16 protein-coding genes and 1 tRNA gene are annotated in these 15,759 nt (G+C 57.5%); 3 read left to right on the top strand and 14 right to left on the bottom strand.

Going from position 1 to position 15,759, the window contains the following annotated elements:
• Positions 1-30: 30 nt before the first annotated feature.
• The 6 genes from rutG to rutA form a co-directional block, all read right to left on the bottom strand.
• Positions 31-1,350 carry a pyrimidine utilization transport protein G gene (gene rutG, locus JK621_RS07705; RefSeq protein ID WP_212559300.1) on the bottom strand — a complete coding sequence of 440 codons (1,320 nt, stop codon included), beginning with the start codon at positions 1,348-1,350 and terminating at the stop codon, positions 31-33.
• Positions 1,351-1,418: 68 nt separating this feature from the next.
• A complete protein-coding gene (gene rutF, locus JK621_RS07710) occupies positions 1,419-1,940 on the bottom strand; it encodes an NADH-dependent FMN reductase RutF (protein ID WP_212559301.1) in 522 nt (173 codons plus the stop codon).
• 47 nt (positions 1,941-1,987) lie between these two features.
• Positions 1,988-2,827, bottom strand: a complete 840-nt coding sequence (rutD, locus tag JK621_RS07715) for a pyrimidine utilization protein D (RefSeq protein ID WP_212559302.1) — start codon at positions 2,825-2,827, stop codon at positions 1,988-1,990.
• A gap of 24 nt (positions 2,828-2,851) precedes the next feature.
• Complete coding sequence (gene rutC, locus JK621_RS07720; protein ID WP_004942866.1) at positions 2,852-3,238, bottom strand: pyrimidine utilization protein C; 387 nt, start codon at positions 3,236-3,238, stop codon at positions 2,852-2,854.
• Between the two features lie 44 nt (positions 3,239-3,282).
• Positions 3,283-4,029, bottom strand: coding sequence for a pyrimidine utilization protein B (rutB, locus tag JK621_RS07725; RefSeq protein WP_212559303.1), 747 nt, complete (start codon positions 4,027-4,029; stop codon positions 3,283-3,285).
• On the bottom strand, positions 4,029-5,129 hold the full coding sequence (rutA, locus tag JK621_RS07730) for a pyrimidine utilization protein A (RefSeq protein ID WP_212559304.1): 1,101 nt from the start codon (positions 5,127-5,129) through the stop codon (positions 4,029-4,031). The genes rutB and rutA overlap by 1 nt, the downstream gene beginning before the upstream one ends.
• 333 nt (positions 5,130-5,462) lie before the next feature.
• Here rutA and rutR point away from each other — a divergent pair, with 333 nt between their 5' ends.
• Positions 5,463-6,101, top strand: a complete 639-nt coding sequence (rutR, locus tag JK621_RS07735; protein WP_013812371.1) for an HTH-type transcriptional regulator RutR — start codon at positions 5,463-5,465, stop codon at positions 6,099-6,101.
• Positions 6,102-6,153: 52 nt separating this feature from the next.
• Here the strand turns inward: rutR and cycA are convergent, their stop codons facing one another.
• Positions 6,154-7,554: a D-serine/D-alanine/glycine transporter gene (cycA, locus tag JK621_RS07740; RefSeq protein WP_212559305.1), complete on the bottom strand. Its 1,401-nt coding sequence runs from the start codon at positions 7,552-7,554 to the stop codon at positions 6,154-6,156.
• A gap of 347 nt (positions 7,555-7,901) precedes the next feature.
• Between cycA and JK621_RS07745 the strand changes: the two genes are divergently transcribed.
• A tRNA-Lys gene (locus tag JK621_RS07745) sits at positions 7,902-7,977 on the top strand.
• 301 nt (positions 7,978-8,278) lie between these two features.
• Here JK621_RS07745 and JK621_RS07750 read toward each other — a convergent pair.
• Positions 8,279-8,659, bottom strand: coding sequence for a cell envelope integrity TolA C-terminal domain-containing protein (locus JK621_RS07750; protein WP_212559306.1), 381 nt, complete (start codon positions 8,657-8,659; stop codon positions 8,279-8,281).
• Positions 8,660-8,784: 125 nt separating this feature from the next.
• Complete coding sequence (locus JK621_RS07755; protein ID WP_212559307.1) at positions 8,785-9,279, bottom strand: DedA family protein; 495 nt, start codon at positions 9,277-9,279, stop codon at positions 8,785-8,787.
• Positions 9,280-9,471: 192 nt separating this feature from the next.
• On the opposite strand from JK621_RS07755, the gene JK621_RS07760 reads away from it, so the two are divergent.
• Positions 9,472-9,771 carry a putative quinol monooxygenase gene (locus JK621_RS07760; protein WP_212559308.1) on the top strand — a complete coding sequence of 100 codons (300 nt, stop codon included), beginning with the start codon at positions 9,472-9,474 and terminating at the stop codon, positions 9,769-9,771.
• A gap of 105 nt (positions 9,772-9,876) precedes the next feature.
• Here the strand turns inward: JK621_RS07760 and JK621_RS07765 are convergent, their stop codons facing one another.
• Genes JK621_RS07765 through JK621_RS07785 form a run of 5 tightly spaced genes read right to left on the bottom strand, consistent with a single transcriptional unit; the run spans position 9,877 to position 15,741 of the window.
• Positions 9,877-10,602 carry an enoyl-CoA hydratase-related protein gene (locus JK621_RS07765; protein WP_212559309.1) on the bottom strand — a complete coding sequence of 242 codons (726 nt, stop codon included), beginning with the start codon at positions 10,600-10,602 and terminating at the stop codon, positions 9,877-9,879.
• Positions 10,595-11,767 (bottom strand): MFS transporter, encoded by a 1,173-nt coding sequence (locus JK621_RS07770; protein WP_212559310.1) that lies wholly within the window; start codon positions 11,765-11,767, stop codon positions 10,595-10,597. The genes JK621_RS07765 and JK621_RS07770 overlap by 8 nt, the downstream gene beginning before the upstream one ends.
• The gene (gene hemA / locus JK621_RS07775; protein WP_212559311.1) at positions 11,764-12,975 is read right to left on the bottom strand and encodes a 5-aminolevulinate synthase; all 1,212 of its coding nucleotides are present in this window, start codon (positions 12,973-12,975) and stop codon (positions 11,764-11,766) included. Before hemA ends, JK621_RS07770 begins: the two co-directional genes overlap by 4 nt.
• A gap of 15 nt (positions 12,976-12,990) precedes the next feature.
• Entirely contained in the window at positions 12,991-14,202 is a 1,212-nt protein-coding gene (locus JK621_RS07780) for an acetyl-CoA C-acyltransferase (protein WP_212560156.1), read from the bottom strand.
• A 9-nt stretch (positions 14,203-14,211) separates the two neighbouring features.
• Positions 14,212-15,741: a 3-hydroxyacyl-CoA dehydrogenase NAD-binding domain-containing protein gene (locus JK621_RS07785; RefSeq protein WP_212559312.1), complete on the bottom strand. Its 1,530-nt coding sequence runs from the start codon at positions 15,739-15,741 to the stop codon at positions 14,212-14,214.
• Positions 15,742-15,759 lie beyond the last annotated feature (18 nt).

The following is a 15,759-nucleotide window of genomic DNA, read 5'->3' on the forward strand; positions in this document are numbered from 1 at the left end:
ACCGGCATTACGGCTGGCCGGGCCTCGGCGTCAACGTGCGACGTTGTCCGCCAGCGGCAGGATTTTACGGTTGCGCAGCAGCGCATTCAGAATAATGGCGCCGAAGGTGGCGGTACCTATGCCCCCCATGGTGAAGCTGCCGATGGTCAGCGCAAAATCGCCGGCACCCAGCACCAGTGTGACGGCCACCATAATCAGGTTGCCGTTATCGCCCAAATCGACCTTGTTTTGCACCCAGATGCGCGCGCCGGCGACGGCAATCAAACCGAACACCACCACCGAGGCGCCGCCCAGCACCGGGCCTGGAATGGTGTGGATCAGCGCGCCGAACTTCGGTGAAAAGCCCAGAACAATCGCCACCGCCGCTGCGGCGACAAATACCAGGGTGGAGTAGATTTTGGTTACTGCCATGACGCCGATATTTTCAGCATAGGTCGTGACTCCGGTGCCGCCTACCGAGCCAGACAGCAGGGTCGCCAGCCCATCGCCGACAAAGGCGCGGCCGATATAGGGATCAAGATTCTGGCCGGTCATCCCTGCGACCGCTTTCACATGCCCGAGGTTTTCCGCCACCAGAATGATCGCCACCGGGGCAATCAACAGCATGGCGTGCAGGTTAAACGCCGGCGCGGTGAACTGCGGCAGACCAAACCAGGCCGCCTGGCTCAGCGCGCTGTAATCCACCGGCTTGCCGAGCCCAAAACCGTTGGTCACGACCACATAAATCAGATAGGCGGCGATCAGTCCAATCAGGATCAGCAGTCGCTGCATCAGCCCGCGGGTGAATACCGCCACCGAACCGATACACAAAATGGTGACCACCGCCATCCAGCTGTCAAAATTGGACGCCGAAACGCTGCGTACGGCGATAGGCGCCAGGTTCAGGCCAATCGCCATCACCACCGCCCCGGTCACCACCGGCGGCATCAGGCGTTCGATCCAGCGGGTGCCGACGCTCATCACCACAAACCCGATCAGCAGATACACCAGCCCGCAGGCGATGATACCGCCCAGCGCCAGCGCAATGTTGGGGTTCGCGCCCTGGCCGCTGTAACCGGTGAGGGTGATTACCAGCCCGACAAACGCCGCGCTGGAGCCGAGGTAACTCGGCACCCGGCCGCCGACCACCAGGAAGAACAGCAGCGTGCCGATGCCGGACATCAATATGGCCAGATTGGCGTCAAAGCCCATCAGCAGCGGCATCAGCACCGTGGCGCCAAACATGGCTACCGCATGTTGCAGGCCCATAACCAGCGTCGGCACCAGCGGCAGCCTTTCATCGGGTGCGACCACCGCACCGTCCAGATTGCCTTGCTTCATGCGCCATTGGGGAAACCAGGTATTCGCCATCGTCATCTCCAAAACAGGGGGGCAGGTTAGGGGCGCAGGTGAGTGCGCGTTACGGCATTATCGGCAAATCATTGTTTCAATAACGGGTGGTAGCGGCGATCGAAGTAAGCCAGCCCGTGGCTTTCGTCATTACGCGCCAGCGCCACCGCCTGACAGAACAGAATGTCATGGGTGCCGACGCTGACAATTTGGCTAATCCGGCAATCGAAAGAGACCACTGCGCCATGCAGAATGGGGGAGCCGGTTGCCAGCGTGGACCAACGGGCGGCGGAAAAACGCATGTCCATCGGCGTTTTACCGCCAAACAGATTCGACAGCGACTCGTGTTCCGCCGCCAGCGTATTGACGCACAGCGTCTGGTTTTGCTTGAACACCGAATACACCGATGCGGAGCGGTTCAGGCACACCAGCAGCGTCGGGGGCGTATCGGTAACGCTGCATACCGCAGAGGCGGTAAACCCGGCCCGGCCGGCCGGGCCGTCGGTGGTAATGATATTCACGGCCGAACCCAGGCGCGCCATCGCGTCGCGAAAGTCCTGTTTTTCTACGCCCTGTGGCACAAGTGGCGCGCTGGCAAGAAGGGTTTGCATACTTTTCTCCTGTGGCTGGCCCACAGTGAAGGGCCAGGCGGTTGAACTCAGTGTTTCAGTCCTGTGGGCTCAAGCTGGGCGTCCGCAGGGCTGCAGGCAGACGACTGGCCGTCGGTTTTCAGCAGCCAACCGAGCAGGATGCGGTTAAAGTTGTCGGCATCCGTCACGCTCATGGCATGGCCGCCGTACGCCATCTGCGCCAGTTCGCCGAACGGCAGGTTCTCCGCCAACTGATGCGAGCAGTGGTAAGGCACCAGCAGATCGTCGCGGGAGCACAGCGCCAGCGTCGGGGTGGAGATGTCCGCCAGGTGCGGGCGGAAATCGGTGTTCATCAGCGCACTCAGGCGGCGTAACAGGTTTTCTGTTCCCTGGAAATGCGCCACCTGATGCGCCAACTCCTCGTCCAGCAGCGCTTCGTGCCGCGACAACCAGTCGGCGGGGAACAAGAACAGCGGCTGGGCGCGCACGTAGGCTTCCACGCCGCTGTTGAGCAGCAGGTCCTGGCGCACTTTGAAGCAGCGTCGGGTCTGGCTGTCCAGCGTCGTCCAGCCATTAACCACCACCAGTTTTGCGACCAACTGAGGGTGCGTGAGCGCCAGTTGCAGGCCAATCATGCCGCCAAGCGCGTGGCCGACGAAATAACAGCTTTCAACGCCAATCGAGCGCAGCAACTGCGCCACCTCATCAGCCATATCGGCCATGCTATAGCCGGCCGGCACTTCGCCTTGGCTGCGGGCGGTGCCCTGGTGATCGTAAACCACCACCCGGAAATGCTCGCTCAGCGCTTCAATCTGCGGTTGCCAGAAACTGCCTGCGCCGCCCAGACCGGCAGAGAGCACCAGGGTGGGGGTGAGCGGGGTGTCTTTTCCCAAAATCTCAAAGTACATTCTCGATCCTCTGCGGATAAGGGGTCATCGGCCGATATGGGCCACGGTGGCAATTTCAATCAGTGCGTCCGGTTTCACCAACCCGCACTGAATGCAGTAGCGCGCCGGTTTGTCGCCAGGAAAATACTCCGCATAGACCTGATTGATGGCGGCATAGTTTTGCCAGTCGGTGAGGAAGATCGAGTTAAAGGTCACGTCATCCATGCTGCCGCCGGCGGTTTCGATCACGCTTTTAATGGTTTCCAGCACGTGACGGGTTTGCGCTGCCGCATCGCCGACGTGTACCACGTTATTGTCTTTATCGAACGCCAGCGTGCCCGAGACGTAAACCACGCCATCGGCCAACGTGCCGGGGACGAACGGTGCCAGCGGTTTGCCGGTGCCCGGCGGCGTAATGATGGTTTTTGGCATAGTCTTGCTCCTGATGAATGATTAAAGGGTAACGCAGGCAAAACTCATGCCGTTTGGCTGAGTGGGGCGATGAGCGCGTCGCAGAAACTGTCGACGTCCGATACCCAACCAAAAAAGGTTTCGATGTTGTACAGCGCCGCCTGCTGGGCAAACTGCGGCCCGGCCTGGTGAGTGGCGTCCGCCAGCACCACGCCGAAATATTCGAGGAAGAAGCCGTCGCGCAATGTGGATTCCACGCAGACGTTGGTGGCGATGCCGGTAAACACCAAATGGTGAATGCCGTAGGAGCGCAACAGGCTGTCGAGTTGGGTATTGAAGAAGCCGCTGTAGCGTGGTTTCGGGATCACGATATCGCCTGGCTGCGGCTGCAGTTCATCCACCAGATCGTAGTCCCAGTCGCCCTTGGCCAGCAGCTTGCCCATCAGCTCCGGGCGCTTGCGCATGGTTTTCAGCGCGTTGGATTTATGCCAGTTGGGCGAACCCTGGCCGCCGGCTTCGACATACTGATTGTCCCAGCCGTTCTGGAAAAAGATCACCCGGATACCGGCGGAGCGCGCGGCGCTGATGGCGCGTTTGATATTGGCGATCACCGGCGCGGTGGCCGAGACGTCAAAACCGGCGAGATCGAGATAGCCGCCCTGCGAGGCGTAGGCATTTTGCATATCGACCACGATCAGCGCGGTTTCCTGCGGCGCAAAGGCGATGGCCTCAGGGCGAGCGGGCAAGGTGACTGTGGCGCCGGTTTCCGGCGACTGGCGGCGCACCACCGGCTGGTTTTCAACAATTTTCATCAGGCTACCTCACGGCTTTCAGCGGTTGTTGGGCAAACGTCGGCGCGGCTTTTCATCAGCGGCTGAATGCGCTCGCCGAAGTCTTCCACCCCTTTCACGAAGTCATCGAAGGTCAGCAGCACGCCTTCGGTACCGGGCACGGTAGCGATCTCATCCATCATGCGCGCCACGTTGGCGTAGGAACCGACCAGCGTACCCATATTGATGTTGACCGCCGAGGTCGGGTCCGCCATCTGGCGCACGTTGGTGTCGGCGCCGGATTTAGTGTCCTTGCCGCTTTGCTCGGTCAGCCAGGCCAGCGCTTCGGTGTCGGCGCCGGCTTTATAGCTTTCCCATTTGGCGCGGGCGGCCTCGTCGGTCTCATCGGCGATGATCATGAACAGCACATAGCAGGCGACGCTGCGGCCTTCGGTGTCGGCGGCGGTTTTCAGCCGTGCTGCCGTCGGTGCGAAGGCGGTAGGGGTGTTGACGCCCTTGCCGAAACAGAAGTTGTAATCGGCGTATTTGGCCGAGAAGGCCATGCCGGCGTCACTCTGCCCGGCGCAGATGACCTTGATGTCCGCCTGCGGCTGCGGGCTGACGCGGCAATCGTCCATCTGGAAGAACTCGCCTTTGAAATCGGACTTGCCGGTGCCCCACAGATCGCGCAGCACCTTCACGTATTCCGCCAGATAGTCGTAACGGCGGCCGAAGTAATCGTCGCCCGGCCACATGCCCATCTGCTCGTATTCCGGTTTTTGCCAGCCGGTCACCACGTTCAGGCCAAAGCGCCCGTTGGAAATGGAGTCGATGGTGGAGGCCATCCGCGCGACGATCGCCGGCGGCATGGTCAGGGTCGCTGCGGTGGCGTAGATCTTGATGCGCGAGGTGACTGCGGCCAGCCCGGCCATCAGGGTGAAGGACTCCAGGTTGTGATCCCAAAATTCGGTTTTGCCGCCGAAGCCGCGCAGTTTGATCATCGACAGGGCGAAATCGAAATTGTAATGCTCGGCCTTCTGCACGATGGTTTTGTTGAGTTCAAACGTCGGTTTGTATTGCGGAGCATTGCTGGAAATCAGCCAGCCGTTGTTGCCGATCGGGATAAATACGCCAATTTTCATTTGAACACCTCGGGTCTGCGAATGGGACGGTTCACGCGCTGCTTGAATGCTTCCTGCGGGTTCCAAATTGCGCGGCGCTTGTCAGGGTATTGCAAACGGGGTGCCAGTTTTTAAAAAGGTATATTTATCAATTAATTGATGTTTTCATGTGATCGGGTTGTTGAGTGAATGGTCCAAAATAGACCATTTGGTAAAAAATATGTGCACAAAAATCAGGCGCAGTTGCCCGTAAAAGGTGCAAAAAATCCCCCGAAAGGGGTAGGTAAATGCGTGGGTTTCACTCAGTGGCTTTGTTATGCTGGTGGCCGAATCAGGTGGCGCCAAGGAGCTGCAGTGAAGCAACAACCCGTTAAACCGCCTACGCGCCGTTCGCGCGCGGTGGCCGCAAAACGCAGCACTATCATGGATGCGGCACTGGAGTTTTTCTCGCTGTACGGTATTCACGGCACCAGTCTGGATCAGGTGGCGGAGCGCGCCGACGTGTCCAAAACCAATCTGCTGTATTATTTCCCTTCGAAAGAAGAGCTGTACGTTGCGGTGCTGAAAGGCATCCTCGACGTGTGGCTGGCGCCGCTGAAAGCGCTGCGCGCCGATCAGGAACCCTTGCAGGCCATTCGTGAATATATCCGCCTGAAATTGGACGTGTCCCGCCATCACCCGCAGGCTTCGCGGCTGTTCTGTCTGGAGATGATCCAGGGCGCGCCGTTGCTGAAACTGGAGTTGCAGGGCGGGTTGAAGGCGCTGGTGGACGAGAAGTCCGCGATGATTGAGCGCTGGATCGCCGAAGGCCATATCGCGGCGGTGGAGCCGCATCATCTGATCTTTATGCTGTGGGCAACCACCCAGCACTATGCCGATTTTTGGGTGCAGGTAGAGGCGGTGACCGGCAAAACGCTCGATGATGAGGCGTTCTTTCAGCAGACGGTGGAAAACGTGCAGCGGGTGATTATCGACGGGATACGCCCGCGTTAATCGTCTAAAGAGGGGCAATGCAGGGGGATAAGCGATTATCCCCCCGTTGCTTTTAGGCGGTTTTTTTCTTGCGCAGGAACACGTAAGACAAACCGAGCACCACAAACCACAGCGGCGTGACGATCAGCGCCTGGCGAGTGTCATCGCGCAGCGACAGCAGCACCAGCACAAACACGAAGAACGCCATGCACACCCAGCACATCAGCTTACCGGCCGGCATCTTGTAGATCGATTTCTGGTGCAGCGCCGGGCGTTGCTTACGGTAAACCAGGTAAGAACACAGGATAATGGTCCAGACAAACATGAACAGAATGGCGGAGACGGTGGTCACCAGCGTAAACACCGTCATTACGTTCGGGATCAGGTAAATCAGCACCACACCGCCCAGCAGACAGATGCAGGAGAAGGTCAGGCCGTTAGCCGGCACCGCCCGCTTGGACAGGTTGGCGAACGACTTCGGCGCATCGCCTTCCTGCGCCAGGCCGAACAGCATGCGGCTGGTGGAGAACACCCCACTGTTGGCGGAAGAGGCGGCGGAGGTCAGCACCACGAAGTTGATTACGCTGGCCGCGGCCGGCAGGCCGATCAGCACGAACAGTTCAACGAACGGGCTTTTATCGGCAACCACAGAATTCCACGGCGTGACCGACATAATCACGATCAGCGCACACACGTAGAACATGATGATGCGGATCGGAATGGAGTTGATGGCGCGCGGCAGCACTTTTTCCGGATCTTTGGTTTCAGCCGCGGTGGTGCCCACCAGCTCGATGCCGACAAAGGCGAACACCGCGATCTGGAAGCCGGCGAAAAAGCCGCTGATGCCTTTCGGGAACATGCCGCCGTCATTCCACAGGTGTGAGAACGACGCGACGGTGCCGGTAGGGGACTGGAACTGCATGGCGATCATCACCAGCCCGGCGATGATCAACCCGACAATGGCGACGATTTTAATCATCGCAAACCAGAATTCCATCTCGCCAAACATCTTCACCGTCGCCAGGTTCAGACCCAGCAGCAGTAACACGCACAACAAAGAGGCGATCCACTGCGACAACCCGGGGAACCAGAACTGGGCATAAGCGGTGATCGCCACCACGTCGGCGATACCGGTGACGACCCAGCAGAACCAGTAAGTCCAGCCGGTAAAGAAACCGGCCCAGGGGCCGAGCAGATCGGCGGCGAAATCGCTGAAGGATTTGTATTCCAGGTTGGAGAGCAGCAGCTCGCCCATGGCGCGCATCACGAAAAACAGCATAAAGCCGATGATCATGTACACGAAGATGATGGAAGGCCCGGCCAGACTGATGGTTTTACCGGATCCCATAAACAGACCCGTGCCGATAGCGCCGCCGATGGCGATCAGTTGAATATGTCGGTTAGTTAGGTTTCGCCGTAGATGATCTTCTGACGCAGGCGTCGCGTCCGTGACTATTTTAGAGTGATCTACCATCTTATGATGTCCTGTTTTACCTGTCATGGGTGAAATAGTGAGCTCTGAAGTGGCTCTTTTTTATACGATTATCCGGTTGCCCGGCTTTAGTAAGGTAGTGCAATAACGCCACCTTTGTGCAACATGTTTACAACATTTATACGAGGGATAAAAGTCGATTATTCTTTACACGAGGAGGCAAATCGGACGTCTTGGGGGCGGAAGATTACTCCTCGCGTTAGCAGATTAATAGCCCTAAGCGGCCTTATCTTGTTGATAAAACAGAGGGTTGAAAATGTCGCATGAGAAAAAGTAATGAGTGTAAGCGTTTGACATTGATTACGGAGAGGCGAATAATTTAACCCGTTGGGTCGTTAGCTCAGTTGGTAGAGCAGTTGACTCTTAATCAATTGGTCACAGGTTCGAACCCTGTACGACCCACCAACAAAAACATGTGGTTACAACAGCTTCTTGATTCCTTGTTCTCTCTGTCGTGTCGTCTTTGTGTCGCGATATGAAAAAATCGTACCGATTTGCCATCTATGTTCAGAAAGGTGATCTGGCGCAGCAAGAGTCTATCTTCGCCCCCTTCTGTCGACCCCCAATCCCCACTATCCAGCAAAATTGATAATGGAAACCCTGTCAGAATTCGCCCTACAGGCGGTGTGTCCAGGTTTTGAAAACGGAGGTTGCTGCCTTTGCGTCGCTGTGGCTCCTTGTCTGAGGGCATTTGCTTTGTCGAATTTCAGGTTCGCTGCGGCTGAAAGACGATCACGAGTTTTTTGAAGGTTGCATAGGTTTTTTCATCCGGCGGTGCCGGGATCTCTGCTGAGAAGACGGCAGCCATGCCCGCTTCGCACAGCGGCTTAAAACCCTCAACATTATTGATGTCGGTGACCTTACCCTGGCGGTTCAGGGATATGGACATACTGCATTCTTGCCCGTAATAGTTATCCTTTATGATCGTTTCCATAAGTATTGCGTTGGACACATCGTGGTAATAATCCGTGATCGCGACGCCGGTGCGTTTTGGCTCAGGGTAAACCCGAGCAACATATTTGCTGTTGCATGCGGTCAAGCTGAACGCTGCCAGGAGGGCGGTGGTGGCGATTCGCAGGAGAGGCATTTTATTCCCTTAAGTGCTGAGGAGCTTCATGTGAAGCTCGCATAAACATTATTATACTGCATCATTCAACCCCTTAGGGCTTATCGCAGCGCTCTTTTGGGGCGTGGTAGAAAGGCGATCGCCGTTTACAGTAGCTGACCAACGGACATCAGCGCCACCGCCCAAATCCCGGCGGAGAGCGCGCTGGCACAGTAGACCTGCTTGCGCGGCAGCGAAATCATGCCGGCGACCAAAGGCACGGTGTAGCGCATCACGGCCAAAAAACGCGAGATAAACAATAGCGCCACGCCCTTTTGTTGCAAGGCTGACTTGGCCTTGTGCAACGTGCCGTGATATCTGGCCGGCAACCACTTCCCGGGGGCGCGGCCCTGGAGCAATGCGCCGCAATGGAAAGATAAAATGGAACCGAGCAGCGCACCCAAAGCAATCGCCCCCCAGACGTAACCGTCGGCCAGCACCGGTTTGCCGGCGACAATGCCCAGCATCAGGGTAATCGACGCCGGCGGCAGCAGCGAAGAAATGAAAATAACCGACTTGCCGAACGAAAACAGAAAGATGATCAGCAGCAGAAAGCCCGGTTCCGGGCTGTATTTGGCGATAATATGGGTCCATTCCGCCATAAAAAATCCTCATAAAATGTGTCTGAGGACCAGTGTCACATTGCCCGCTTCAATAAAGGTTAAATATTGGGCAAGGAACGACGTTTTACCCGATAGCTTGCGCTATCGGCAGGGCGGGATCATCGGGAAAAGGGTAAAGATTCGCGGTACAGTGGGCCCACATGATAGATACGCTGAAAGGAACAAGGCGCCATGCTAAAGGTGATAGCCGAGGATTTTATCAAGATCGATTGTGTTGAAACGGTGATGCCGCTGTATCGGGAACTGGTGGAGAAAACCCGGCGGGAGCCGCTTTGCCTCTCCTATGAACTGTTTATCGATCACCAGGACCCAGGGCATTTTATTTTTGTCGAGGAGTGGCCCGACCGGGCTGCGTTGGATGTACATTGCCAAACCGAACATTTCACGCGGCTGGTACCCTTGATCAATCAGCACCAAAGCAAACCCTGTACCTTCCTGTTTATGCAGCCTTTTTCTTCCACGAAAGATTAAAAGGGCAAAAAAACCCCCGCAGAGCGGGGTCAATGGCTTCTCAAACACGGTCTTGTCATGCTTAAACGTTAGACTGCGAATGATTGCCATTCACTAAGAATGTTCTCAAAAGGAGGTTGCTGCCGCTTGCCGCACCTGTTCAACCCAGCTCTGCTGGTAGCCGAACGTCGGCGTCTCATACTGCGTTAATCCATAACGGACGATGGCTTTCACCGCCCGGCTGGCGAGCGGATTTTTTTGCGCGATTTGCCGGGCGATGCCCAGCGCTTCATCCTGTGCCGACCCTTCGCTGATACGAGAAATAGCGCCGTGTCGCCAGGCTTCCTCCGCACTTATTGTTCTGCCGGTCAGCAACCAGTCGAGGGCGATATACGGTGAGATCCGCGCCGGTAGCCGCGAACAACCGCCTTGCGCCGCAATCAGCCCCAGCCCGGTTTCCGGGAAACTGAACCGTGCGCTGCGGTTGGCGACGATCAGGTCGCAGGCCAACGCAATCTCGAAACCGCCGCCGAAGGCTATGCCATCGACGGCGGCAATGAGGATCTTGGCGAGTTGGGCATGCACGATGCCGCCAAACCCCTCTGGCTCGACCACCGGCAGTTCCCCCTGGCGAAATGCCTTTATGTCCATCCCGGCGGAAAACACCTCAGGATGGCCGGTCAGCACAATCGCCCGCACCGCGTCATCCTGCTCGGCCCGTTGCAGATAAGTTTGAATCAGACGCGCCATCTCCAGATTGATGGCGTTCTTTTTCTCCGGCCGATTGAGGGTAATAACGGCAACGCCGTCATCGTGGCGCTCATAAAGCACCGGAGGCTGCGGGTCATTCATTGGCTTTTTCTCCCTGGAAGAAGAACAGCGTCAGCAGCAGGGCGATGGCCCCCAGCGGCAGCGAAAACAGCGGCAGATAATAGGCCGGCAGCGTATACAGCGTCAGGCCGCCGAGCATGCCGCCGGCGGCGATGCCGGCATAGAGTACGGAGCTGTTCAGTGAAACGGTCAGTGCGCCAAAGCGTTTCGATAGCGACAGCAAGTGATGTTGGATTGGCACCAGATACATCCAGCCGGTAATGCCCCACACCAGAAAAATCGCCAGCACCCACCAGGGGGAAGTAACGTAAAAGGTGAGCAGAAACAGCGAGACCGTTTGAATGGTTACCGAGAACAGCAGCACAAACTTGCTGCCGAGGGTATCGGTCAACACGCCGGAAACGAAATTGCCGATGACGGCGCCTACGCCGAATACCAGCAGCGCGATCGGTAAAATAGCCTCCGCACCCAACTGGGTATGTTTCAGCAGTACGCTGACATAGCTGTACACGATATGCTCGGAACAGACGGCAAAGAAGGTGATCAGCAATGTGGTCAGCACCGCCTTTTGCCGCAGTGGGGCGAGCCGCTCCTTCAGCGTGTGCTTACCCGGTGCGGCAATGGCGCGCAGCGCCAGCGAAAGTCCCAGCAGAGAAACGGCGCCCAGCAGGGCAATCAGCAGGAAAATCTCCCGCCAACCAACCAACCTGGCCAGGAAGGTACCAAAAGGAATGCCAAGGGCAATGGCCAGCGTCATGCCGCCGTAAACGATGGAGATAGCCAGCCCACGGCGCTTTTCCGACACCAGCCCGACCGCAGCGGCGGCGGCTTGCGGCGTGTAGGCTGCGGCCCCCAGCGCCGCCAGCACTCGACCGGCAGCGATTTGCAAAAAGCTGTCGGCAAATGCGCAGGCCAGATTACCGACGATAAACAATACCAGGGCGATCTGTAAAATATGCTTGCGGTTGAGGTTGCCAAACAGCCAGGCGGTCAGCGGGGCAAACAGCATATAGGCGAGGGCAAACACCGAGATTAACTGCCCCGCCTGAGCGGGGCTGACAGTAAAGGTATCGGAAATCTCGGTAAGCACGCCGGCGACGATAAACGCATCGATGCCAATGGCAAAGGTGCCGGTCGCCATCAGACAAAGCGTAAGAAAATGGCCGTTATAATCCGTCGACTTCATCCTGCTCTCCGTAATTCATTGGCGGCCCAGACTTTGCTTAATGCCGCCAGGAAATAATCCACATCCTCATGAGTATGGGCAGAGGTCGGCGTGACGCGCAAACGCTCGCTGCCTGCCGGGACCGTCGGGGCGTTCACCGGCTGCACGTAAATATCGTACTCGTCGAGCAGCACCTTGCTGATGTGCTTGTTCCGGTGCGGATCGCCGACCAGCACCGGCAGAATGTGGCTGTCTTGCGAAACCAGCGGGATACCGGCGGCACGCAGGCCGGACTTAAGATGATCGATAATCACCAGCAGGTGTTTGCGTTGGTTGTCATGCTCAAGATTGTATTTGAAGCTGGCCAACGCGGCGGCCACCACCGGCGCAGGGGACGACGTACTGAAGACGAACGCCGGTGCCCAACTGCGCACTGCTTCAACCACCACACGCGGTGCGGCGATATAGCCGCCGGCGGCGCCGTAAGATTTGCCGAAACCGCCCTGGATAATGGTGATGTTATCCAACAGGCCCAATTGCTCGGCATAACCCAGGCCGCGATGGCCGTAAACGCCGGCGGAGTGGATCTCGTCCAGGTAGGTCAGCGCCTGATATTTCTCCGCCAGTTCCACAATTTGTGCCAGAGGCGCGAAGTCGCCGTCCATCGAATAGAGCGACTCGAAAGCGATCAACTTGGGGCGGTCGGGATCGGCCGCCTGCAGCAACTCTTCAAGGTGCGCCACATCATTGTGGCGGAAGATTTTTTTCTCCGCCTTACTGTAGCGGATGCCGTAAATCATCGAAGCATGGTTAAGCTCATCGGAAAATACGATCAGATTGGGAATGGCGTCGCAAAGCGTGGACAACGTAGCGTCATTGGCTCCGAAGCCGGTAGTGAACAGCAACGCGGACTCTTTGCCGTAGGCGCTGGCCAGCAGCGTTTCCAGCTCGCTGTGGTAGACCGAGGTGCCGGAAATGCTGCGGGCGCCGCAGGTGCCCAGCCCGACGCGATTCACCGCCTCGGTGGTGGCCAGGATGACTTTGGGGTGATGGCTCATCGCCAGATAATCATTCGAGCACCAGACGTTCAGGCGGCGCTCGCCGTTCTGCCCGTGGCTGATGGCCCAGGGTTTATCCACCACGCTGCGTTCGAGGTTGAGGAACTCGCGGAACCGCCCCTGTTTTTTGGTTTCGGCCAGTTTTTCTTCAAGAATGTTTAATACGCTCATGCGGAATTCCTTACGTTAAAGGGCTTTAATAACCAATGAAACGCCTTGGCCGACACCGACACACATCGTCACCAGCGCGTTGTTTACCTGCCGTGCATTGAGTTCCAGCGCGGCGGAAAGCACCAGCCGCGCGCCTGACATTCCAAGTGGATGACCGAGGGCGATGGCGCCGCCGTTTGGGTTGACCCGCATATCGTTGAAATCGATACGCCAGTTTTTCAGCGTGGCCAACACCTGTGCGGCAAACGCCTCATTAATTTCAATCACGTCAAAATCGTTCAGGGTAAAGCCGGTTCGCGCCAGCAACCGGTCGGTGGCGGCGATCGGCCCGATGCCCATCACCGACGGGGCAACGCCCGCGCTGGCGCTGTCGCCAATCTCCGCCAGCGGTTGCAGCGATTTGCGTTTCACATAACGGCCAGAGGCCAGCAGCAGCACGGCCGCTCCGTCGTTGATGCCCGAAGCGTTGCCGGCGGTTACCGAGCCGTCGGCAATAAAGGCCGGTTTCAGCGCATGGAGTTTTTGCAGCGTGGTCTGGCGCGGAAATTCATCCTGTTCGAAAGTCTTGCGGGTTTTACGATCCACCTGCACCTCGAGTGGCGTGATTTCCCTGGCCAATCGGCCATTTTCGATAGCCAGCCAGGCCTTTTGCTGTGAACTCAGGGCAAAAATATCCTGATCTTCACGGGATATTTGGTGTTGCCGCGCCACGTTCTCCGCCGTAACGCCCAGCGGATCGCAACCATAGCGCTCCGCCAACTGCGGATTGACAAAACGCCAACCCAGGGTGGTGTCGTACAGCTTGACGCCCTTGTCGAAAGGCGTTTCGCTTTTGCCCATCACGTAGGGCGCCCGGCTCATGCTTTCTACGCCGCCGGCCAGCACCAGATCGCTGAGGCCGCTTTTTATTTTCGCGCCGGCGTAGATCACGGCATCCAGCCCGGATGCGCACAGCCGGTTCAGGGTAATGGCCGGCACGCTCTGATCCAGGCCAGACAACAGCGCCGCCATGCGCGCGACGTTGCGGTTGTCCTCACCGGCCTGATTGGCGCAACCCAGGATCACTTCATCGATATCCGGCTCCGCATCAGGGTGACGTTGCAGCAGTGCCCGAATAATGGCCGCCGCCATATCATCCGGGCGCGTCAGCGCCAGGCTGCCGCCATAAGCGCCGATCGCCGTGCGCGTGCCGTCGATCAGATAGACCCCATCGTCTTTAATCGTCATCATTTTTCCTTAGGGCGCCACAGCCAGCTCTGGCCGGGCCGCGTTCAGCAATGAGTAATGCGGGTAATAGCGCGTGGAGTGCAGCAGCTGCGCCATGTTATCCAGCGTCGATTTCACGTTTTTCTGCCCGAGCTGCGCCAGCCAGGCAAAAATGCCGTCGGCATAGTTCACGCCGGCCACTGCGGCGATATCGATATCCGCCCGGCTGCAAACGCCGCTCTCCACCATGATCACCGATTCATTGATCAGGCTGCTCAGTACGCGGGCAACGATCAGGGCCGGGGAGTCCTTAATAAACTCCACCTGAGCGATGACGGTTTGCAGCAGCGTCAGAAACAGCGCCTTGTTCGCCTCTGTGGCATGCTGATTGTGGGTGGCTACCAGATAGGCGGTGTCGGCGTAATTCAGCGCGGCGTCAATCACGAAGGTGTCGAGAGCGGTTAAGCCGGCCAGCAGGTTCGCCGTTCTGCCATCGGTGATTTTGATCGCCAGGGTGTTATTCAGCAGGATAAAGCGCCCCAGATCCGGCCGTTCCGGCAACCGCTGAACGCGCAGCGCAGGCCAGTTGGCCAGAGCGCGCTGTTGCAGATGATCGAATAAAGCGTGCTCACCATAGAAATGCAGTGAAGTCGGCGTGCCGCCCTCGGTGGCCGGGTAGGGTGGTGTAGCAGGTTGGGGGGAAAAAAAAGAGCGCCCGTTTTTCTTCCCCAACAGCCCGGCATCCACCAGCGAGCGTTGCAAATGGCCGGGGGTATAGCGGGGGTCGAACTGCATGTCCTGCCAAATCTGCTTGCTGACCTGATAGTTGATGTCCTGGCCGATAAAATCAGTCAGTTCTAAAGGCCCCATGCGAAAATGCCCCCCAGCCTTGAGGGCGCGGTCGATCTGTGGCGCCAGCGCCACGTTTTCCTCCAGCAGCCGGAACCCTTCCAGATAGAAAGGCCGCGCCATGCGGTTAACAATAAAGCCCGGCGTGGCTTTGCAGACCACAAACTCTTTACCCAACGCGGTTACCAACTGCTGGCAGCGCAGAGTGGCGGCGCGAGAGGTAAAATAAGAGGGAATAATTTCGATCAACTTCATCAACGGCGCCGGATTGAAAAAATGCAGGCCGATAAAACGCGGGTTGTTTTCCACCCCCGTCGCCAACTTGTTCAGCGACAGCGATGAGGTATTGGTTGCAATAATCGCCTCGGGCTTTACCGTAGCCGCAATGGCTGCCAGAACCTCATGCTTGGTTTGCTCATCTTCCGCAATGGTTTCAATTACCAGATCGCTGTCGGCTATGGCCTCGAAAACGGCCGAGAAAATAATATTGGCTAATATCTGGCCTTTTTTCTGCAGGGTTATTTTTCCGTTATCCATTTTTCTGTCCAGGTCACTGACAATATAGTCACGGGCCTGATTGAGATTATTACCATTGCGATTATAAAGTACGGTGCGTATGCCGTTCAGCGCCAGGAGGTAGGCGATGCCTCTGCCCATGGTTCCCGCACCAATAACGGCGACTGAACGGATTGCCGAATTATTCTCTGCCATAGAAAATCCCCGTGAGTA

Origin of the sequence: Serratia plymuthica, from assembly GCF_018336935.1 — a bacterium.
Classification (GTDB): Bacteria; Pseudomonadota; Gammaproteobacteria; order Enterobacterales; family Enterobacteriaceae; genus Serratia; species Serratia plymuthica_B.